The organism is Mesorhizobium sp. 43Arga (genome assembly GCF_053714255.1).
The window spans coordinates 453,639-475,153 of record NZ_JBSKBO010000005.1 but is presented as its reverse complement, the minus strand read 5'-3'; the positions used below and the strand labels follow the sequence as shown (position 1 = coordinate 475,153).

At 63.3% G+C, this 21,515-nt stretch carries 17 protein-coding genes; 4 read left to right on the top strand and 13 right to left on the bottom strand.

Annotated elements, in window-relative coordinates:
• The first annotated feature begins 163 nt into the window (after positions 1–163).
• Both ACWGS8_RS20410 and ACWGS8_RS20405 read left to right on the top strand, forming a co-directional pair.
• Complete coding sequence (locus ACWGS8_RS20410) at positions 164–2,071, top strand: propionyl-CoA synthetase (RefSeq protein WP_454582605.1); 1,908 nt, start codon at positions 164–166, stop codon at positions 2,069–2,071.
• 133 nt (positions 2,072–2,204) lie between these two features.
• Positions 2,205–3,287 carry an acyltransferase family protein gene (locus ACWGS8_RS20405; RefSeq protein WP_454582604.1) on the top strand — a complete coding sequence of 361 codons (1,083 nt, stop codon included), beginning with the start codon at positions 2,205–2,207 and terminating at the stop codon, positions 3,285–3,287.
• 404 nt (positions 3,288–3,691) lie between these two features.
• Here ACWGS8_RS20405 and ACWGS8_RS20400 read toward each other — a convergent pair whose 3' ends face one another.
• From ACWGS8_RS20400 to ACWGS8_RS20375, 6 genes are all read right to left on the bottom strand, one after another.
• On the bottom strand, positions 3,692–6,079 hold the full coding sequence (locus ACWGS8_RS20400; protein WP_454582603.1) for a polysaccharide biosynthesis tyrosine autokinase: 2,388 nt from the start codon (positions 6,077–6,079) through the stop codon (positions 3,692–3,694).
• A gap of 226 nt (positions 6,080–6,305) precedes the next feature.
• Positions 6,306–7,202, bottom strand: a complete 897-nt coding sequence (locus ACWGS8_RS20395) for a UTP--glucose-1-phosphate uridylyltransferase (RefSeq protein WP_019862855.1) — start codon at positions 7,200–7,202, stop codon at positions 6,306–6,308.
• 74 nt (positions 7,203–7,276) lie between these two features.
• Positions 7,277–8,245 carry a glycosyltransferase family 2 protein gene (locus ACWGS8_RS20390; protein WP_454582602.1) on the bottom strand — a complete coding sequence of 323 codons (969 nt, stop codon included), beginning with the start codon at positions 8,243–8,245 and terminating at the stop codon, positions 7,277–7,279.
• Positions 8,235–9,185, bottom strand: a complete 951-nt coding sequence (locus tag ACWGS8_RS20385; RefSeq protein ID WP_454582601.1) for a glycosyltransferase — start codon at positions 9,183–9,185, stop codon at positions 8,235–8,237. Before ACWGS8_RS20385 ends, ACWGS8_RS20390 begins: the two co-directional genes overlap by 11 nt.
• Entirely contained in the window at positions 9,185–10,174 is a 990-nt protein-coding gene (locus ACWGS8_RS20380; protein ID WP_454582600.1) for a glycosyltransferase family 2 protein, read from the bottom strand. The genes ACWGS8_RS20385 and ACWGS8_RS20380 overlap by 1 nt, the downstream gene beginning before the upstream one ends.
• Before the next feature lie 16 nt (positions 10,175–10,190).
• Entirely contained in the window at positions 10,191–11,363 is a 1,173-nt protein-coding gene (locus ACWGS8_RS20375; RefSeq protein WP_454582599.1) for a glycosyl transferase family 1, read from the bottom strand.
• A gap of 187 nt (positions 11,364–11,550) precedes the next feature.
• On the opposite strand from ACWGS8_RS20375, the gene ACWGS8_RS20370 reads away from it, so the two are divergent.
• Positions 11,551–13,047, top strand: a complete 1,497-nt coding sequence (locus ACWGS8_RS20370; protein ID WP_454582598.1) for a lipopolysaccharide biosynthesis protein — start codon at positions 11,551–11,553, stop codon at positions 13,045–13,047.
• A gap of 53 nt (positions 13,048–13,100) precedes the next feature.
• Positions 13,101–14,123, top strand: coding sequence for a phosphoribosyltransferase (locus tag ACWGS8_RS20365; protein ID WP_454582597.1), 1,023 nt, complete (start codon positions 13,101–13,103; stop codon positions 14,121–14,123).
• A gap of 124 nt (positions 14,124–14,247) precedes the next feature.
• Here ACWGS8_RS20365 and ACWGS8_RS20360 read toward each other — a convergent pair whose 3' ends face one another.
• The 7 genes from ACWGS8_RS20360 to ACWGS8_RS20330 form a co-directional block, all read right to left on the bottom strand.
• Positions 14,248–15,327 (bottom strand): glycosyltransferase, encoded by a 1,080-nt coding sequence (locus tag ACWGS8_RS20360; RefSeq protein WP_454582596.1) that lies wholly within the window; start codon positions 15,325–15,327, stop codon positions 14,248–14,250.
• A 66-nt stretch (positions 15,328–15,393) separates the two neighbouring features.
• Complete coding sequence (locus ACWGS8_RS20355) at positions 15,394–15,843, bottom strand: hypothetical protein (protein ID WP_454582595.1); 450 nt, start codon at positions 15,841–15,843, stop codon at positions 15,394–15,396.
• A gap of 13 nt (positions 15,844–15,856) precedes the next feature.
• The gene (locus ACWGS8_RS20350; protein WP_454582594.1) at positions 15,857–17,299 is read right to left on the bottom strand and encodes a GMC oxidoreductase; all 1,443 of its coding nucleotides are present in this window, start codon (positions 17,297–17,299) and stop codon (positions 15,857–15,859) included.
• A 64-nt stretch (positions 17,300–17,363) separates the two neighbouring features.
• Positions 17,364–18,695, bottom strand: a complete 1,332-nt coding sequence (locus ACWGS8_RS20345; RefSeq protein WP_454582593.1) for a UDP-glucose dehydrogenase family protein — start codon at positions 18,693–18,695, stop codon at positions 17,364–17,366.
• Positions 18,696–18,744: 49 nt separating this feature from the next.
• Positions 18,745–19,626, bottom strand: coding sequence for an endo-1,3-1,4-beta-glycanase ExoK (gene exoK, locus ACWGS8_RS20340; protein WP_454582592.1), 882 nt, complete (start codon positions 19,624–19,626; stop codon positions 18,745–18,747).
• Positions 19,627–19,794: 168 nt separating this feature from the next.
• A complete protein-coding gene (locus ACWGS8_RS20335; protein ID WP_454582591.1) occupies positions 19,795–20,187 on the bottom strand; it encodes a hypothetical protein in 393 nt (130 codons plus the stop codon).
• Between the two features lie 289 nt (positions 20,188–20,476).
• Positions 20,477–21,499, bottom strand: coding sequence for a glycosyltransferase family 2 protein (locus ACWGS8_RS20330; RefSeq protein ID WP_454582590.1), 1,023 nt, complete (start codon positions 21,497–21,499; stop codon positions 20,477–20,479).
• Positions 21,500–21,515 lie beyond the last annotated feature (16 nt).

Here is a 21,515-nt window from a genome sequence, read left to right as displayed (position 1 = left end):
TCGACGCTGGATGGCGCATCGCTCAGATCCTTCCCCGGGACTTCACGATAAGGCGCGCAAGCGTCAAGCCAAGGCCGCTTCATACGAAAATCAGGGAAGACAGCGCCGGAAAAAACAGCATAGGCTGTTGGCAAAGACGGCAAATGGTTCCTGGGAGGTGCCGATGGCTTCACGCTATCACGAGGTCTATGACGGCTGGAAACGCAATCCGGAGCAATTCTGGGCGGACGCGGCCGGCGCCATCGACTGGTACTCCCCCTGGGACAAGGTGTTCGATGCCACCGCCGGCGTCTATGGCCGCTGGTTCACTGGCGCGACCTGCAACACCTGCTACAACGCCATCGACCGGCATGTCGCCGGCGGACGCGCCGACCAGATCGCGCTGATCCATGACAGCGCCATCACCGGAACGGTGAAGAAATTCACCTATGCCGAACTCAAACGCGAGGTGGTGGCGCTGACCTCGGTGCTGAAGAACCGGGGCATCGGCAAGGGCGACCGCGTCATCATCTACATGCCGATGGTGGCTGAGGCGGCCATCGCCATGCTCGCCTGCGCCCGCATCGGCGCCGTGCATTCGGTCGTGTTCGGTGGCTTTGCCTCGCATGAACTGGCCACGCGCATCGACGACGCCAAACCGAAGCTGATCATCTCGGCCTCCTGCGGGCTGGAGCCGGGCAGGATCGTTGCCTACAAGCCACTGCTCGACAAAGCGATCGAGATGTCCCGCCACAAGCCGGATGCTTGCCTGATCCTGCAGCGCGACCAGCTGCGCTGCGAGCTGAAGGACCATTTCGACATCGACTATGCCGACGCCGTCGCGCGCGAGCGGGCGGCCGGCGCCAATGTCGACTGCGTGCCGGTGCTCTCGACCGATCCGCTCTACATCATCTACACGTCGGGCACGACCGGCCAGCCCAAGGGCATTGTGCGCGACAACGGCGGCCACATGGTCGCGCTGAAATGGACGATGGAAAACGAGTTCGGCGTCAAGCCGGGCGAGGTGTTCTGGGCAGCGTCCGATGTCGGCTGGGTGGTCGGCCATTCCTACATCGTCTACGGACCGCTGCTGCATGGCAGCACCAGCGTCCTGTTCGAAGGCAAGCCGATCGGCACGCCTGATGCCGGCACCTACTGGCGGGTCATCTCGGACCATGGCGTTGTCGCGCTGTTCACCGCGCCGACAGCGTTCCGGGCAATCAAGGGACAGGATCCCCGAGGCGAGTTCGTTCCCAGATTCGATCTGTCGAAATTCCGTACGCTGTTCCTCGCCGGCGAGCGCGCCGATCCCGAAACCATCAAATGGGCGGAGCAGAAGCTGAACGTGCCGGTGATCGACCATTGGTGGCAGACCGAGACCGGTTCGCCGATGACCATCAATCCCGCGGGACTTGGCCTGCTGCCGGTAAAATACGGTTCACCCGGCGTGCCGATGCCCGGCTACGACATCCGCGTGCTGGACGATGCCGGCCACGAAGTGCCGCGCGGGACGCTCGGCAATGTCGTGGTCAAGCTGCCGCTGCCGGCCGGCTGCCTGCCGACGCTGTGGAACGCCGACGCCCGCTTCCGCCAAGCCTATCTCGACGAGTTTCCCGGCTTCTACAAGACGGCGGACGCCGGCATGATCGACGAGGACGGCTATCTCTATGTGATGGCGCGCACGGACGACATCATCAATGTCGCCGGCCACCGGCTGTCGACCGGCGCCATGGAAGAGGTTCTGGCCGCCCATCCCGATGTCGCCGAATGCGCCGTCGTCGGCATCGCCGATGCGATGAAGGGACAAATCCCGCTCGGCTTCGTGGTGCTGAACGCCGGGGTCGCGCGCGACGGCGACGTCATCGAGAAGGAGGTGGTAGCGCTGGTGCGCGAGCGCATCGGGCCGGTCGCCGCCTTCAAGACCGTGGTGACGATCAAGCGCCTGCCCAAGACACGGTCGGGAAAGATCCTGCGCGGCACCATGCAGAAGATCGCCGACAAGGAGGCGTGGATGATGCCGGCGACGATAGACGACCCGGCCATCCTCGACGAGATCACCGCGGCGATGAAGGCGCGCGGGATCGGGATTTGACGCTGACGCGGCGACCGGTTTTGCGCAGCCTGCCATTGCCGGTTGGCCAATCCTGATCGGCAAGCAATACTTTTATTGTGCAATGCAGCAAGCCACCCTACAGTGTCTGCCGGGGGGCCATCCACGGTACGGTATGGCTCAGCAGAAAATTACCTTTGGCGGCGTCGACATCCTGCGGTTTCTCGCCGCCGTTCTGGTCATGATCTACCACTATGGCTTCTGGGTGTGGGCCTATCCCGATGGCATCTCGGCACAGGCCACAGGCGGCGTGCCGGCGCAGCCTGATATAGGCGCCTGGGTCGGGTCCGGCTGGGTCGGCGTCGAGATCTTCTTCGTCATCAGCGGTTTCGTCATCGCCTTCAGTGCCGAGAAATCGACGCCGCTGCGGTTTTTCGAAGCCAGGCTCAAACGGCTGGCGCCGGCCGTCTGGATCTGCGCGCCGGTCACCGCCGTGCTGCTTCTTGCCATCGGCCTGAGCTGGCCGACCGATGCGGTGGTCAGGCTCGTCCGCACCGGCCTGTTCGTGCCCTATGGTCCCTGGGTGGACAGCGTCTACTGGACACTCGGCATCGAAATCGCCTTCTACGCCGTCGTCTGGATCCTGCTGCGGCTTGGCCGCTTCGATCTGATGGAGGCGGTCGCCATCGTCATCGGCCTGGTCAGCACGCTGTTCTGGTGCCTCTATTACCCGCTCGGCTGGGCCGACTTCGCCGAGACGCGCTGGCTGCAGCTCACACTGGTGCATCACGGCTGTTTCTTCGCCGTCGGCGTGCTGCTGTGGCTGATGCGGTTCAAGGCGCTGACGGCCTCGCGCCTAGCCTTTTGCCTGCTGTTCCTCGGCGGCGGCGTGCTGCAGATCGCCAGTTCAGTCGACGTCCACGGCATCAAGGTCGGTGCCGTGATGCCCTATGCGCCGCCGATCCTGATCTTCCTCGTCGCCATCGCGCTGATGGCGTGGTCGCTGCGGCTCGACCTCCGCTGGAGCGGCTGGCGCCGGATCGGCCTGATGACCTATCCGCTCTACCTGATCCACGACGTCGTCGGCGGGGCAATGCTTGGGCCGATGGTCCGTGCCGGAGTGCCTTACCTCCTGTCGATGGCCCTGGTCGGCGCGACCATGATCGCGGCAAGCTGGCTGGTGGCGACGGAAGCCGAACCGCGCATAAGGCTGCTGCTCGACCACACCGTCTTCCGCTACCGGCTCAAGGCGGCTTAGCCACCTCGACATTGCCAGCGACGCGATCATCGGCGTCGGTTAGCCGCTTCCGCTCCTTGCTGATCCACTAACCTTCCGAGTAGTTTTGGAGAGACGGCTCAGCGAATTCGACACGGTCCTGCCCGACGATCGTGCGGATCGAGGTCCTGTTTGCTGCGCTCTAGGCCATTGGCGACCGTGTAAAGAGGTGAAGACGAGTCAAAATGGATGGTGGATCAAGCACCAGGGATCCCGACGGGATCACCTGTAACGGCGTTAGAGCATTTTGCCGCCAAGCAGCGCCACTTGGCGTCGCGGAAATGCGGACGGAAAACTAACGCCTCAATTTCCCGAGCGGCTACCTGATACTGATCAGAATCGCCGATAGGCAAGGAGACTGAAGCCGCGCTGGGCAGCGGCCGATATCAGACCGCCGCCTTGCTGCGCACCTCAGACTTATCGAGATAGTAGCTCGAATATTTGTCGAAGAATTTCTCCGACGCCCCGAACGATCCGTATTTGGCGAGCTTCTTCAGGTCGACCTTGTTCAGCACCGCGCCGACGATCTTGTTGGCGACATAGGGTTCGGATTCCAGCATCGACCGCACCATGGCGCGCGGCGTGCGGCCCCATTCGGTGACCAGCACGAAGCCGTCGACCAACGGCGCGAAGGCCTTGGCGTCGACCACCGGACCGAGCGGCGGCAGATCGACGACGATGTATTCGAACGTCTCCTTGGCGTTCTCGATGAAGCGCCGCATGCCGGCCGAGGACAACAGCTCGCTGGTGTGCGAGAAGTTGCCGCGCAGGACGGCCGGGATGATGGCGAGCTTGGTCTGCCGGTCGATCTTGCCGACGGATTGCCAGGTCTGGCCGTTGACCACGGCCTCCATCAGGCCCTGCTCGGCCTCCATGCCGAGGCTGCGGCTCAAGCCCGGATTGCGCAGGTCACCGTCAATGAGCAGCGTCCTGGCGCCGTTGGCGGCCAGCAGCCCAGCGAGATTGGCCGCGACCGTCGACTTGCCTTCGCCGGGAAGCACCGAGATGACGCCAATGACGCGGCTGCCGTGGCCTTCCATCACGACGTCGAAGGCGATCTTGGCGCTGCGCAGCGTTTCGGAGAACATCGATGCCGGAGCGTCGATGCTCACCCGCATGCGTGCACGCTTTTCGATGGCGGCCGGCGACCTGGCCGTCTTGGCATCCGGCTGAGCCTCGGCCGACTTGTCGTCCTTGGCGGGTCTGCTGCCGATGGTCGGCAAATAGCCGAGGAATTTGAGGCCGACGCGGTCGCGGACCTCCTCGCCGGTCCGGAAGAACCGCTCATTGAATTCGTTGAGGCCGCCGAAACCGGCGCCCATCAGCATACCGAGCACGAGCGACAGTCCGAGCACGATGATCGTGCGCGGGCTCGAGGCGGAGAGCGGCGTCGAGGCGTCCGAGATGATGCGGATCTTGCCGACCGGGAAGGATCGCTGCTGCGCGGCTTCCTCGTAGCGGCCGAGGAATGTCTGATAGAGCGTGGTGAGCGCCGTCGCCTTCTGGTCGAGGTCGCGCAACTGGACCTGCGACTGGTTGTCTATGGAACTTTTGCCTTGCGCGGCAGCGACATTGGCCCTGAGCGCGGTCTCGCGCGCCCGCGCCACCTCATACTCATTGCGATAGCTTTCGGTGAGCTGCTTCAGTTCGCCGAAAATCTGCGCCGAAATGTCGGATTTTTCCTTGGCCAGCGCCACCGCCTGCGGATGTTGCGGACCGAAATTCGCCTCGACATCCTGCTGGCGTTTGGCGACGGCGAGGTAGCGGGTCTTGAGCGCCGAAATGACCGAGCTGCTCGGCTGATCGCTCGAAATGGCAGCATCGTTGAAGGCGTTCTCGGAGCCGCTGTCGACGATCGACTTGTACTGCTGGTAGCGGGCGCTGGCGCGCGCCGTGTCGGCCTGCGCCACGATGAGCTGGGCGTTGAGGTCGGCAAGCTGCTTGTCGCTCATCAGCTGGCCATCGCTGTTGGCGGACAGGCCATGTTCGGCCCTGAATTTCTCGACCGCCAGAGAGGCCTGCTGCGAGCTTTCGCGCAGTTCCGTCAACCGGCCCTGCAGCCAGACCGCCGCGCGCTCGGTGGCGTCGAAGCTGGCGTCGAGCTGGTCGGCCAGATAGGCGTCGGCATAGGCCTTGGTGATCGCTTTCGCCAGGCCCGGATCCGTCGCCTGATAGCCAAGCGCGATGACGTAGCTTCTTCCGACACGATCCGCCCGGATCTCGTTCTGCAGCTTGAGGATCGCGTAGTCGCGGCTCGCCGTGGCAATCAGCGCGTCGCGCGTTGCGGGGTCGAGTTTGCTGATGTTACCGACGCCCGGCATGGGCGCGCTGGGGTGGACATACTGGATCAGGCCGCGGATCAGGCCGACCCCCTGGGCAAGCGCCGATTGGGGCGGGTTCATGAACGCATCGTTCTGGTCGAGCTTGAGCTTGTCGACGACCACCGCGGCGAGCCGCGTCGAGGTCAGGATCTCGATCTGGCTCAGAATGGCGGAATCGGTCTGCATGGTCGTCGACGCCGCTGAAATGTCGTCGACGATCTTGTTCAGGCCCTCGTCGATCAGCACGCTCGAAACCGACACATATTTAGGCGGCGTTGTCTGCAGATAGAGCATGCCCAGGAAAAGACCGATGGCGGCACACACGGCAACCACCTTGGCCTGCCGTGCAGCCATGCCAAGCAGCCGCTCGACGTCGATGAAGTCTTCGCCGTTTCCTGCATCCGAATTCGGCAATGGCATCCTCTTGTCGAGAGGAAAGTTGGCATAATTCATCGTCGGTCCAATCCCAGAGCCCGTTGCGTTCCCGATCATCGGGTTGAGGCTCTATCTCTTTGGTTGGGCATGATCTTTTCGGAAACCTCCGGGATCATGCTTTGGCTTGCAGGCGCTTCAACGGTCGGGAGCATTGCCAAGAAGCAACGCAAGCTTCATGCCAGACGACGGAGGCCTGTCGGCCCCTCGCCGCCAGCCATCCGGCAATACTCCCGAAAGATGGGCATTATGCGGCTTCTTCCTGGCGTTCATGCGACCGGACGAACTCCTGAAGCATCTCGAAAACCGGGCCCTTCATGTCGTTGCGCGCCAGCGCGAAGGCGATGTTGGCCTGGATGAAGCCTTCCTTGGATCCGCAGTCGAACATGCGGCCCAGGAAGGGCTGAGCAAAGAACGGCTGGTCCTTCGACAGGCGAACCATGGCGTCCGTAAGCTGGATCTCGTTGCCGGCGCCACGCTGCTGGTTGCCCAGCAGCGCGAAGATCTCGGGCTGCAGGATGTAGCGGCCGTTGATATAGAAATTTGACGGCGCGTTGGCCGGGGCCGGCTTTTCGACCATGGCCGTGACCTCGAAACCGCCGCCGATTTCGGCGCCACGGCCGACAATGCCGTATTTGTTGGTCTCGCTCGGATCGCAGCGTTCGACGGCGATGACATTGCCGCCAGTACGCTCATAGAGGTCGACGGTTTCAGCCAGACAGCCGCGCCCGCCGAAGGAGACCATGTCTGGCAAAAGCAAAGCGAAGGGCTCGTTGCCGATGACCTCGCGGGCGCACCAGACGGCGTGGCCGAGGCCCTGCGGGGATTGCTGGCGGATGAAGGAAGTGGCGCCGGCCACCGGCAGCATGCTTTCGAGCGCCTCCAACTGGGTCTTCTTGCCGGTCTGCTCCAGGGTTCCGATCAATTCCGGATGCAGGTCGAAATAGTCCTCGATGACCGCCTTGTTGCGGCCGGTCACGAACACGATGTGCTCGATCCCGGCTTCGAAGGCCTCGTCCACCGCATATTGCACGACGGGCCTGTCGACCACCGGAAGCATTTCCTTCGGCATCGACTTGGTCGCCGGCAGGAACCGTGTTCCAAGCCCCGCCACTGGTATCACGGCCTTCCTGATTTTCTTCATCGCAAATTCCTTCTGAGGAGATCGACTTCAGTCCATTCACAGGCCACGAAAAATCCCTCCATGTGCCTGCATCTTCACCTCCCCGCCCCCACGGCAAACTGTGCCGCTACTCGTCGCAACCGCACGGCGATCGGCATGCCCATATGCCTGACCGCCGCCGGGTCGCTGAGCGCCGTCCGGATCGCCTTGAGCGGGGACCGCGCCTTGATGTGCTGGACCATCGCCAGGAAGGAGGCTGCCTTGCGCAGGCTGCGGCCGCGCCGGGCAAAGGCCGCCTGGGTCGCCTCGTCCATCCGATGGGTTTGAGCGAATGCGGCATCCGCCTTGCGCATCGCTTCGACATGGTGAAGCTCGAGCACACGCGAGATGGAGCCGCTGCGAATATGGTAGGCGTAGCCGATCTCCGGCTCGACCACGCATCTGCCGCCCTTTGCGAGCGCCTCGGCAAACAGAATGTAGTCCTCGCCGATCCTCAATTGCTCGTCATAGCGAAGCCGGTTTTCGTCGAGGAACCGGCGCTGGAAGATCGGCTTGAGGTAGCCGAGATTGAATTTCGATTCGAAGACGACGTTGCCGGCTATGTAGGTGGCCAGCGAAATCTCGCGCAGGCCTTCCAGATGCTGACGCGGGAACATCGCATCCTCGACAACTCCGTCCTCGCGGATGACCTGGAGATTGTCGACGGCGATCTGGGCATCGGCTTTTTCGGCGCGGTCAATCATGGCGGCGATACGGCCGGGGAAGACGGCATCGTCGGAATCGAGCACCGCGACCCATCTGCCGCGGGCGACGTCGAGCCCGGCATTTCGGGCGCCGCCGGGACCACGATTCCTGGCAAGCGCGACGACGCGCACAATGTTCCCGGGATAGGCCCGCGCCACATCGAGCGTGGCGTCGCGCGACTGGTCGTCGACGACGATGATCTCGACGCTGACACCTTTCTGCGCGATGGCGCTGGCGATCGCCCGGTCGAGCGTCGCCTCCGCATTGTAGGCGGCGATCACAAAGGAAACATCGGGGGCATAGGAAACATCAGGCTGCACGCTTGCCTCCTTCCCCAGGTGACGGTTGACCGTAGAGGCGGAGTTCGCGGACGCCGACAAGGCCGCTGACGACGCCGACATGCATGATGCCGCGCAGCACGCTGCGGTTCCTGCGCACCGGACTGGCGACCACCGGAAGAGCCGCGGCAAAGCAAAAGGCTGCCTTAGCTGCGGCCAGGCCGACATGCTTGATCAGCCCGATGCCACGCGCATTGCTGCCCAAGAGGTGACCATGCGTCTGACCGACGCGAAAACGGCGGCGGCCAAGCCAGTCGAACGCGGCCCTTGCGCGCGGCACAACCTCGTCCACCCAGGCGTCTTGAGCGAAGGCGATGCGGCCGCCGGCCTTGACCATCTGATCGAAAAGTTCGGTGTCCTCGCCGCCGGTCTGGCCGCGTGCCAGGCTGAAGCGACGGCCGCGCAGGCTGTCCGACCGCATGCGCAGCAGGACGTTGCAGGTGTAGCCGGTGCGGATCTCGCCGCGCACCCAGACCGGCAAGGTCGAGTGAAAATCGCCGCGGCGCATCCATTCGGGTGCATCAGGGCGGTAGAGCGCCCGCACCGGGCCGAGGACCGCCGTTGCACCACTCTCCGCAGCCTTCGCCACCAGCTCGGCCAGCCAACGGACGGAGGCAGTCTCGTCGTCATCGATGAAGGCGAGGAAATCCCCCTCGCTGGCATCGAGGCAAGCGTTGCGGGCGACCGAGATGTTGCGCGCCGGGGCATGCCGGTAGCGGACCGGCAGCGCCAATTCCTGCGACAGCGCCGTCACCAATGCCTGCGCGCTTGGCGTGTCGTCATTGTCGGCGACAATGATGCCGACATCGAAGCCTTCAGGCATGTCCATGGCGGCGAGCGAGCGCAGCGTGTCTGCCAGCTCCGGCCGGCGGAAAGTACACACGCCGATGTCGATGCTGCGGTTCTTGGCCTGGACCACCATCACGCCACCCCGCGTCGCGCGCCGAGGCCGAGAAGCTGCAGCCAGAAGCCGACGGACCAGCCGAAATGCATGACCATGGCCGACACACCGGCCAGCGCGATGTCGGCGTTGCGTTGGCGAATGGCCGTCACCAGGCCATAGCCCAGGCAGACCGAAGCCCAGACCAGCAGCGGCAGAGCCGCGATCCAGTGCACGAAGGAGAAGGCAGCCAGAAGGACCACCGGGAAGACCGCCAGCGGCACCATCTGCCGGACCTTCGGGATGACGCGGTGCTTCAGCACATTCTTGGCGCGGCCGCGGCCATAGCCGAGATACTGGAAATAGAGGCCTTTGAGCGAGGCGCGCGGATAGTAGACCATCTGCGTCTTGCCGCTCATCCAGATCCTGTAGCCGGCCTGCCGCAGCCGGTAGTCGAACTCAGCATCCTCATTGTGGCTGAAGGTCTCGTCATAGCCGCCGACAGCGCCAAAGGCCGATATCCGCATCAGCGCGTGATGGCCGTGGTCGACCCATTCTCCGGCGGAGAGGTGACGATGCTTGGAACCGCCGGTGCCGAGTTTCGAATTCTGCGCCGCCGCGACCGATTTCTGCACGGCGCCGCTGCCGCTGGTCAGCATCGAAACCACGACCGAATCGGCTGATGTGGCCAGTGCTTCCTCAAGCAGCCGGTCGCAGTAATCGTCGGGATAGCCGCCATGCGCGTCGATGCGGATCAGATACTCAGCGCCTTCCCCGAACGTTCCAACGGCGAGATTGATCGCCGCGCTCTGGATGCGGCGCTTGTTGTGAAGCAGGACAACGCGCGGGTCATTCGCGGCGATCTGCTCGACAATGGCCAGCGTGCCGTCGGTGCTGCCGCCATCGGCGACGACGATCCGGGCGCCTAGCCTTGCCGCCGCCGGGCAGAGCTGGCCGAGCAACGCACCGATATGGGCTGCCTCGTTCAGGCAAGGGATCACGATCAGGCTGGAGGGAAACGCTTGCGTCATCGGGGCGATGTTCATCCTATGCCAGGGCCTCGGTCGCGAGGGGTTCGCGCACGGTGGTCAGGCGGCGCAGTTTTTCGACCAGCGCGCTGCAGTCGCTGCGATCGTAGCTCCACGTCCTCGGATTGCGGGCAAGCACGCGCGCCTTCAATTTGCCGAAGCGCTGCTCGTCCATCGTGCCGAGTGCGGTTTCGAGCGCGTCGGGCGTCGCCTTGGGCAACAGGATGCCGATGTCCTCCTGGCTGAGGAAGCGTCCGGTTTCCGTATGGCCCATCGAGATCGGCACCGCCCCGAAGCGGCAACCTTCGTAGAGGCGGTTGGGCAGCAGCCATTCCGAATTCTGCCCCGCCTCGAAGAAATCGATCGCCCAGGAGAAATGCACATCCTGGTAGATCGCCGCCATGTCCTCCGGATTGCGGTAGGGTCCACGAAACGACAAATAGGGCTCGGCATCGACGAAGGCGTGGAAATCCGGGAATTCGGAGAGTGCCGGACGCCCGCGCAGCACGATCTCGAAACGTCCGTCCATACGACGCGTGAAATCGGCCAGCAGCTTGAGCGAGCGTCGGCAGCGCAGCGCTCCGAACCAGCCGATCCGCCATGGCGGCGCGGCCGGCGCTTCCACCGGCTCACGCTCGCCGGGAAGGATCGCCGCGGCCTCGAAATATTTGTTCTCGATCAGCTCGACGGGTGCGGCGACCTGGCGAAAGGGCTTGAAATAATTGGCGATGAAGGCGGGCGAACTGGTCACCAGCAGCTTCACGTCGCGCGCCAGGTGACGCTCGGTGGCGCGCAGCGCCTTGCCCAGCATATCGTCGCGGAGCACCAGACGGTGGATGTCGAGGCACTCATAAACGATCGGCACCGTGGCGCCGAAAGCCGACCTGGCGCGGCGCGCCAGCGCCAGCATTTCCAGATTGCGCGCGATGATGAGATCGGGCCGCGGCAGGCCCTTCAGCTTCGAGCCTATCGAAACCCCCGCTTTCGCCACCGCCGCCAGGCGCTGGGCGAATCGGCCGTCGCGCGTCGCGCCAAGGTCGACCGGCTGCAATCCTTCGATGTCGGCAATCGGGGTTGCGGTGCGGCGAAAACCCGCCAGAGTGACCCGGGCGCCGCCAGTCCTGAGCATTGTGATCCGTCGGCGAACCGCCGGATCAGAAACATCGTGCACCAGGTACAAGACATGCAGCATGAAAACTCGACCGCTGTTTGACCCCACCCATAGCGATGCTAGTACAGCTCTTGCTGCATCGCAACATTTTTGGCGCGGCGTTGGACATTTTCTGTTGCACTGCAAAATTATTGCCGTAGTTTGGGGCTGGCGGCGGGCGTGAATTTTCAGGGTACGGAAATTCGCGCAAAAATCAGGAATCCTGAATTTGGAAGCCAATCCATTCGATCCGCCGGAAGGCTCGCTGCGTAAATCGGTCGGGCGCGGCGCGGTGGTGACCGCCATGTCGCAATCGGTGCGGGTGGCGACACAGATCATATCCGTCATCGTGCTGTCGCGGCTCTTGTCGCCGCAGGATTTCGGCGTCGTGGCGATGTGCGCGCCGGTGCTGGCCTTTATCGCGCTGTTCCAGGATTTCGGCCTGACCCAGGCGACGATCCAGAAATCGGGCATCCGGCATGAGGAGGTGAACTACCTTTTCTGGATCAATGTCGCGGTCAGTGCCATCCTGGCCTGCGTGCTCGCCGGCGCAGCACCGCTGGTCGCCGCCTTCTATGGCGAGCCGCGCGTGGCCGGGCTGGTCGCCGCGTTCGGGCTGCAGATCATGGCCTACGGGCTCGGCGCCCAGCATCTGGCGCTTTTGACGCGACGCATGCAGTTCGGGCGCCTGGCGGTCATCGATGTCGCCAGCGCGGTTGCCGGGCTGGTGGTGTCGATCGCCTGGACCTTCATCGACCGTTCCTACTGGGCGCTGTTTGCCGGCACGCTGACCGGCGCCGTGCTGCCGACGCTGTGCTACTGGGCAAGCTCGCGCTGGCGGCCCGGCCTGCCGCGCAAGGTCGCCGGCATCGGGGAACTGATCAATTTCGGCGCCGGCATCACCGGCTTCAACTTCGCCAATTTCTTTGCCCGCAACCTCGACAATGTGCTGATCGGCAAATACTGGGGCGAGCAGCAACTCGGCCTTTATGACCGCGCCTACAAGCTGCTTCTGTTCCCGCTCAGCCAGATCACCAATCCGCTGTCGAAGGTCATGGTGCCGGCGCTGTCCCGGCTGAAGGACGAGCCGGACCGCTACCGCAGCGCCTATCTGCGCGTCATGCCGCTGATCCTTTTGGTGGCGCTGCCCGGCGTCGCCTTCGCCACCGCCATGTCGGACGTGCTGATCCCCTTCGTGCTCGGCGAACAGTGGCGCGCAAGCGCCTCCATCTTCCTGGCGCTCGGCTTTGCCGGGCTGCTGCAGCCGCTCAACAATCCGGCGGGCTGGCTTTTCGTCAGCCAGGGCCGCTCCGGCGACTTCATGCGCTGGGGCATCATCACCGCCGTGACCTCGGTGCTCGCCTTCGCGATCGGCCTACCCTATGGCGCGCTCGGCGTGGCGATCGCCTATGCGGTCAGCGAATATCTGCGCACGCCGTTCCTGTGGCTCTATGTCGGCAAGAGCGGACCGCTGCGGGCCAGCCATGTGCTGCGCGCCGCAACGCCGTTCGTGCTCGGCGCGCATCTGGCGCTGGCGGCCGTCTGGCTGATCAAGCCGATGCTGCCGCAGCAGCATGTCATCGCCCTGGCCAGCGGTGCCATCCTTGCGTACCTCATCACCATTGTCGTCGCGCTGGCCTTCGCATCCGGCCGCGAGGCCTTGCGCGAGGCCCTGAAAATGCTGCCGGCAAGACAGCCGACGGCAACGCCGCGCGAGGCGCAATAATTTCGGCGCCTTTGCCGGCTATCCAATATCCACACGAACATCAGGTCTGATCCATGCACTACCGATCGATCTCCGACATGAACGACACGATTGTCGGCAACCTTCACCGGCTGCCGCGCGATATCGACCTGGTGGTCGGCGTGCCCAGAAGCGGCGTGCTGGCGGCGACGCTGGTCAGCCTTGCGGCGAATATTCCGATGACCGATCTGGACAGTTTCCTGGAAGGCCGGGTCTACACCTCAGGCATCACCAAGCGTCGCGCCGCGCTCGATCGCAAGGTCGCGGACATGCGCAAGGTGCTGGTAATCGACGACAGCGTCGCCGGCGGCAACGCCATGCGTGACGCCCGCGCCCGCATCCAAGCAGCCGGCATCGAGGCCGACCTCACCTTTGCCGCGGTGTTCGGCCTGCAGACGCAACATCCGGAAACCGACGTCGTCTTCGAGGTCGTGCCGCATCCACGTATGTTCCAGTGGAACTTCATGCATCACAAATTCCTGGCGCAATGCTGCGTCGACATTGACGGCGTTCTGTGTCTCGATCCGACCGAGGCGGAAAACGACGATGGTCCGGCCTATGAGAAGTTCCTCAGCGAAGCGCGGCCGCTTCATGCCCCGACCCACAGGATCGGCTGGCTGGTCACCAGCCGGCTGGAGAAATACCGCGCGCTGACCGAGGCGTGGCTGGCCAAGAACGGGATCCTGTACGACCAGTTGATCATGCTCGATCTGCCGAGCAAGGCGGAGCGCCAACGGCTCGGCGCGCATGGCAGTTTCAAGGCCGATTTCTACCGCAAATCCAACGCCATCCTGTTTATCGAAAGCGAGCATGCGCAGGCGCTGAAGATCACGGAGCTGTCGGGCAAGCCGGTGCTGTGCGTCGAAACCCATATGGTGAGCTTCCCCGATGCGCTGTCGCTGCCAGCGCTGGGCCAAGCGGCGCGCAACCTGCCGGCCAGGCTGCGGCAGATCAACTCGCAGCAAGGCCGCAAGGGCGCCGCCAAGGCCCTGGCCCGCGCCCTGCTCGGCGCCCGCGGCTACGAGACGCTGAAAAACCGGGTCAAGCGCCCGGCTTGATCGGCTGGCTTGTTGAGTGCTGGCTAGAGCGTTTCACCGTTTCACGGAAACGGCGAACCGCTCTATCTTATTGTTTTAACGCAAGTCTGGACGGAAAACCGCTCACACTTTTCCTGGAATTGCTCTAAGCCGCCTGCAGCGCGCGCTGTCGCACCGCCCTGTCCAGTATCGAGAAGAAGGTGACGAACTGGCGATCGGGATCGAGCTCCGGACGCGCCGCGAAGCCGCGCGCGAGGTTTGAAACCCGCTCATATTCCTTGTTGTCGTTCCACAGCTGCCTGACAGCCGCGACCCAGTCGATGAGCGGAGCGTCGTAGTCGAGCACCGTGCCGCCGGGGCCGATGGCTTCGGGCAGGCCGCCGCGTCGTGAGCCGACGACCGGGATGCCGCTGCAATGGGCCTCGGACGCGACGCGGCCCCAGGCCTCCTCCCATTTCGAGGGCGCGAGCAGGATCCTGGTGCGGCCATAGATCGTCTTCATGTCGTTGGTGCGGCTCTCCAGCGTGACATTGCCGAGCGGCGCGATCGTCTCCTCGATGCGCGCGCGATGGTCGTCCTCCAGCTTCCAGCTTTCAACGAACAGGAACGGGATTTCCGGGCAGGCGCCGGCAATGCGCACCGCCAGTTCGAAGCCCTTTTCCTCATAGGGATTGATCAGGGTGACGAACTGGCCCGTGGTCGGCGTGCTGTACTGCATCGGGTTGATGGTCGGCGGAATGACCGTGGACTCGATGCCGAATTCCCTCTTGTAGCTGCGCGCGGTGAACTCCGAATTGGCGACGTAGAGCGCGGAACCCAGCTCGCGCAGATCGCCGCCCAGCTCGTGGAACTCGACATTTCTGAGATAGACGACCAGCGGCACGCCCTCGGCCTGCAGCGCTTTGCCGAGCGGAACCGATTTGTGGCACTGGACCACCGTCACATCCGGCTTCAGTTTCTTGACGGCAAACCCTGCCGCCTCCCAGGGAAACCATGTCCTTATCACCGGGTAACCTGGAAAGCTGTCGACGACCGCCGGTTGCCGCATGAGCTTCATCTTGGCGCGCGCCTTGAAGCCGAACATGCCGTCGCCGAACAGGGCGCAGAGCACCGATGCTTCATGGCCATGTTCGATCAGCTGCTGCACCAGATGATGCGTGCTGGATTGGACGCCGCCACCGAACTCGGGCGGATAGCCATTGCCGCTGGCAAAGAGGACTTTCATGATCCTGGCTCCTGGTCTTTTCGCGTTTCAGTCATGCGGCCGATGAAGAGCCGCGTCGAAGGCACTTCAAGCGCTCTGTGGCGGATCAAGCGTCGCGAACGGATTGGTGCATGAGTTCCATCCGGTGAACCGGATCGGATCGTCAGGCGAACTGCGCCAGGCGTAGTCCGTCAGCATATGGAACTCGGCGACGGCCCAGCGATCGAAATGCGTGAGATCGTGCCGCTTCTGCCGCGGCAGCAAACCGCGCGCCTGGCCGAGCTTCGTCTTTTCAAGCAAGGTGACGGCATCGCCCAGCTTTTGGCTCGGGAATATCCACGGATTGCGTTTGCGGAACTCCAGCACGAACTGCTGCAGATGCTCGATGCGCATGTTCAGCCTGCCGAGATATTTTTCCAGCGTGACGCGAACCAGATCCTCGTCCGAAAACGAGGAGACGGCGGCGTAGGCAACGCCCGTCGAGGCAACGCCACCCGCCAGGATCGCCAGTGCCGAACGCCGTGTGACTTCGATCATCGGCTCGCTCCTCTCACGCGATCCGGCTCGCCGCCCGCAGGGACAAAGCCGCCGCGGTCAGGCTTGGGTTGGCGCAGGAGCAGCTCGGATAGGTGCTGGTGCCGACGACAACCAGGTTTCTCAACCGGTGATGGACCATGTTGCTGTCGATCACCGAATCAGCCGGGCCGGTCCCCATCCTCAGCGTGCCCTGGACATGCGATTCCGTTGGCCGGATGCCGCGGTCGAAGAGCCGTTCGACCGGCAGCGGGGCAAGCAGTTCCGGCAATCTGTCCAGCGCCCGGGCCATGCCCTTGACCGCATAGTCTGAAGGCGCCTTGAAGGAGACGAAGGCATTGTCGTCCTCGTCGAGGGTGACGAAATTCTCGTGATCGAGCAGGTTTTCAGTGACCACGACCAGCGGCAGCGCCTGCCGCAAACGCCCCTTTTCGGCGCGCATCCCGTGCTGCCAGCGGTTCTCGAAATAGACCAGCGCTGCCGCGTGCTCGGACCGGTGCGGACCGTCATAGAGGCCGAAATTCAGTCCGGTGGTAATGGTGCTGCCGTCGAAATTGTCGACGCCGTCGAGATAGACCTCGAAATTCCAGCCATAGGATTCATGCAGACCGCGCCCGACGAATTCGTCTCCCAGGCCAGAGCGCAGCATGATCGCCGCGCTCTGGATGGCGTTGGCGCCGAGAACGAAGAGGTCGCCGCTGACCTGATACTCCTTGCCGTCGCGGACAAAGGTGACCGAACGGACCGTGCCGCCGACCTGATCGAGCCGCCGCACTTCCGCGCCGAGGCAGACCGAAATTTCGGGATGCTCGAAGACATGCATCAGGCCATTGTTGGCTGTGAATTTCGCGTCGACCGGGCATAGCCAGCAGCGCAGATTGGCACAGCACGAGGTGCGCTGTGCGGTCGGCACCCGGGCGCGGGCGGTCGGCATGACGAAATGCTGGTCGGGCTGGGCCGCCTTCATCATCTTGTCCGGCGTCGACATGCGATGCGGCGGTTGCGGAAACGGTTTCGAGCGCGGCAGCATCGCCGCCATGTCGGGATCGCCGGAAATCGACATGATCTCTTCGGCATCGCAGTAAAACGGCTCGACATCGTCATAGCTGATCGGCCAGTCATTGCCGATGCCATAGGTGCTTTTCAGCCTGAAGTCGTTGGGATGGAACCTCGGCGTCTGCGCGAACCAGCAGTTGGTCCCGCCACCCAGTCCGATCGTGTAATTCCACGGCTTGTCGGAGTTGGTCTTGTAGGTCGACTCGTCGTCGATGTCTGTGTTGGCGTTCTGGCCGAGCTGCCATTCATGCGTGTTGTGCCGACCCCATTCCAGGATCAGGATGCGCGCCTTACGCCGCTTGGCGAATTCGTGCAGGAAGAAGGCCGAACCGAAACCGGAACCGATCGCGATGACATCGAAATGATCCTTGGTGATTTGCTCTGGCTTTACGTCCAGCACCATCAGCCGCAACTCCTTTCCGCGCCGGGCGCGCGTGCCAAACTCTGCTTGCTTCCCACGCTCGCTCTCATGCCGCCATTCTGCCGATCGAATGATACTCGATGCCGTGGCGCGCCACGACCTTGGGGTCATAGAGGTTGCGGCCGTCGAAGATGACTGGCGTGGTCAGCGCGTCCTTCAACGCATCGAAGGACGGGGCTCGAAAACTCTTCCATTCGGTGGCGATGAGCAGTGCATCGGCACCGCGCAGTGCCGCTTCCTTGGTGCCGCACAAAAGCAGGTCGTCGCGCAGGCCGTAGATGGCCTGGCATTCCTGCATCGCCTCGGGATCGTAAGCCTGTACAGTCGCGCCGGCCTTCCACAGCGCTTCCATCAGGACACGCGCCGGTGCCTCGCGCATGTCGTCGGTGTTGGGCTTGAAGGCCAGACCCCAGAGCGCAAAGGTCTTGCCCTTGAGATTGCCCTTGAAATAGCGGTTCACCTTGTCGAACAGCACGGATTTCTGGTCATTGTTGCGCTCCTCGACGGCGCGCAGCAGCTTGGCGTCGAACTTGACGCCCTCGGCGGTCTTGATCAGGGCGCGAACGTCCTTGGGAAAGCATGAGCCGCCATAGCCGAGACCCGGATAGATGAAGTGGTAGCCGATGCGCGGATCGCTGCCGATGCCCTTGCGCACCTCCTCGATGTCGGCGCCGAGCTGCTCGGCCAGGTTGGCCATCTCGTTCATGAAGCTGATCTTGGTGGCCAGCATGCAGTTGGCGGCGTATTTCGTGAATTCAGCGCTGCGCACATCCATCACGATCATCTTTTCGTGGTTGCGGTTGAAGGGCGCGTAGAGCTCGCGCATCACCGCCTCGGTCCCCTCGCTCGAAGTGCCGACGATGATGCGGTCGGGCTTCATGCAGTCGGCGACGGCCGAGCCTTCCTTGAGGAATTCGGGATTGGAGGCGACGTCGAACGCAAGGTCCTCACGCCCTCTCTTCTTCAGCGTCTCGGCGATCCTGGCTTTCACCTTTTCGCAGGTGCCGACCGGCACGGTCGACTTGCCGACGACGATCTTGGCGCTATCCATCTCGCGGCCGATGGTCTCGGCGACCGCCAGCACATATTTGAGGTCCGCCGAGCCGTCCTCGCCGGGCGGCGTACCAACCGCGATCATCTGAATTTCACCGTGCCGGACGGCCGCGGCGGCATCGGTGGTGAATTTGATGCGGCCGGCGGCGTGATTCTCCCGGACGATGCTTTCGAGGCCCGGCTCGAAGATCGGCACGAAGCCCTGGTTGAGGCGCTCCACCTTGTTTTCGTCGATGTCGACGCAAACAACCTGGTGGCCAACCTCGGCAAGCACCGCCGCCTGCACGAGGCCGACATAGCCAATTCCAAACACCGTCAAGTTCATTCGGTTTCATTCCCATCCATGGCCGCGACCCGTTTACGGTCCGGCCGGTTCAATTCGTCTTTCCCAACTCTTTTACGCTACATACGAGCGATTCCGGAAACTGGCATGGCTCGCCGAGCGCGGTGAAGGCAACGCGTTCGACCTGCAGCGAAAGCTTGCGCCCCGGATCCGCGAACGCGCCCATCCAACCCTTCATGGTGTCGCTGCCCCAAAGGCTGAAGAAGATTTTCTGCGCATGGCTGGGCAGCTTCGCCGGGTCGGTGATGGTGTTCACCAGCTGGCCGTTGACGTACCAGCGCAAACTGTCCTTCTCCCAGACAAAGGCGTAGTCGTTGAAGGCCTTGTCGGTGCCGCCCGGTACCTCCACCAGCTTCTCGTTCTTGCCCTTGCCGTCGATATAGGCGTTAACCTGCACCTTGGAGGTGTCCTTGGTCAGGATCTCGAAGTCGATCTCGTCCCAGGGCTGCTTGTCCGACGGGCCGATATAGGAGAAGAAGGCCGCGTTGAGGCCAGCGCCGGTGTCGGTCTTCAGCCGTGCCTCATAGGTGCCATAGCCGAAGCGCTGCTTGGTCTGGATCTCGCCGCAGGCGAACTCGCGATCCTTCAGTTTCTGTTTTTCGAAGCCAAGCGACAGCACACCGTCTGAAAGCTCGACCAGCCCCTTCGACCAAGTGCAATTCTGGTGGCTGCCGTTGCTCCAGCCGTCGGACACATACCAGCGCGACTTGTCGAAGCTCTTGAAATCATCGACGAAAGAGGGAGCGGACTGGATATCCTGCGCATGGGAGGGAGCCGCAAAGAGGCTGCCGAGAGCAGCCAGCAGCAGCCCGCCGACGAAGCCCAATCGCCGCGGGTCGGCTTGCCGGGTCTCATGTGCGGCGGAGGTTGCGTCAACTGCTGTCGCGGACGTGATTTTCGGATCTGAATTCATACCAAACTCACCTTTGTGCTGTGCGTCCCCAACCCAGAGTCGACGTTTGAACCGCTTCCAAACGGGCCAACCTTGGCCTCCTCTTGACCCTCCCGAATTCCCTCTCCTGTCTGCATCATACCTTCGAAGCTTGCATCATGCCTTTGAAGTAGTTTCGCGCCGTGACCGTCACGCCCGGCCGGCGCCCGCGGGCCTGGCGAAGTCGACCGAATCGGACGCCCTATCCTCGTCGAAGACCATATCCAGCGAATGACGGAGCTCCTTCATCAGGCCGTTCTGGCGCGACAATGCCGCAATGCGGCGCTCGCAATTCAGGATCGATTGGGTCAACGCGCTGACTTCGGATGAGCGCCTCTGCGAAGCGGAACCGTTTTCCATGGCTTCGACGAGAAAGGCGGCGTTGGTCGCCGTCTTGCGGTAGCGGCTCTCCAGGCCGGTTTTCTCGGCTTCGATCTCGGCGGCGACCTGCTCGAACAGTTTCGCCAGCCGGTCGAGGCGCGCCGTGTCGGCCTGCCGGTCGCGGGCAGGATCCCTTGATCTGAAGCCAAATATCGAGGCCATGGGCTTAGATTCCTGTCATCGCCGGCTTACCTGCCGGACCACTGGCCAATCCCCGCAAGCGGGGCTGAAAAGCTCGTACTGCATTGTCCAACTCCTTTTGACGGGAGAGACATCGGACCAATCCGATCGGGGGCCAGTTCGGTTGGTCGTTCAATTTGCTGCACCGCAACATAGACTGCCATCGTCGGAGCCGAGAGGCAACCACCCAATTCGTAAACTCATAAATCCGGTGGAAATGGTTTGCGCGGTGCGTGTGCTTTTGACAGGTGAAGCAGGCATTCCCCGCCCCTTACCGCTCCTTGCCGGCACTGGTCCCGGCCATCAGGAAACGCAGCGGCGGCACGCGCTTTTGCCTGGACACAAGGCCAACGCGCCGAAACAGTGCCTCCAGCTTGTCGGAGGCCACACCCTGGACGATGGGGACCAGGTTGGATTGACTTGCAAAGGCGTAGGCTGCGGCCGAAGCCAACCCGCGCTCGGCCTTCACGTCGAGAAAATTGCGCAGCCGGTATTTGTCGCGCACATGCCGTTCGTGCCGCCGCAGCACCGCCTTGGAACCTTCCGGCAGGCTGTCTATCGCCAGCAGCGCCAGATCGGCGTCGGCCAGCCGCTTCAGATCCTGGGTCTTGTGGCGGCCGCTGAGCGAATCAGCGCGCACGATGGCGCCGTAGCCGCAGGAACGGATGACCTTGAACCGCGCGCCGTGGGCGACCGCGCGGGCGTAGAGCTCATAATCCTCGCCCAGCCGCAGGCTTTCGTCGTAGCGCAATCGGTGCCGGTCGAGGAAGGCGCGGCTGATCACCGGCTTCAGGAAGCCAAGCTCGCCTCTCTGCACGCTGCGCCTGGAGATGTTGCCTTCGACGAAGCGCTCGAAGTCGAGGAATTCCGGATCGGCGGCAAAATCCGGGGCGGCGATCTTGGTCGCGTCGCTCGTCGCATCATCCCTGATGAGCATGATGTTGTCGGCCGCGAAATCCCAGTCGGCAGCGGCAAACAGGTTGCGGAACCGGCCCTCGAGGAAGAAGTCGTCGGCATCCAGAATGCTGATGAACGGCGCTTTCGAGCCGGCGATCGCGGCATTGCGGGCGAAGGAGGGGCCACGATTGACGTCGAGGCGCATGACCTTGAGCCGGCCGCTGCCGTCGTCGGCGGAGCGGGCGACCTCGGCCGTATTGTCGCTGGAGCCGTCGTCGACGACGACGACCTCCGCCACCTCGGGTTCTCGCAACGCGGACGCGATGGCGACCGCGATCGTGCGTGCCGCATTTTTGGCCGCGATGATCACGCAGACTTCTGATTTCGTCATCGACATGGGTTAGCCTCTTGCA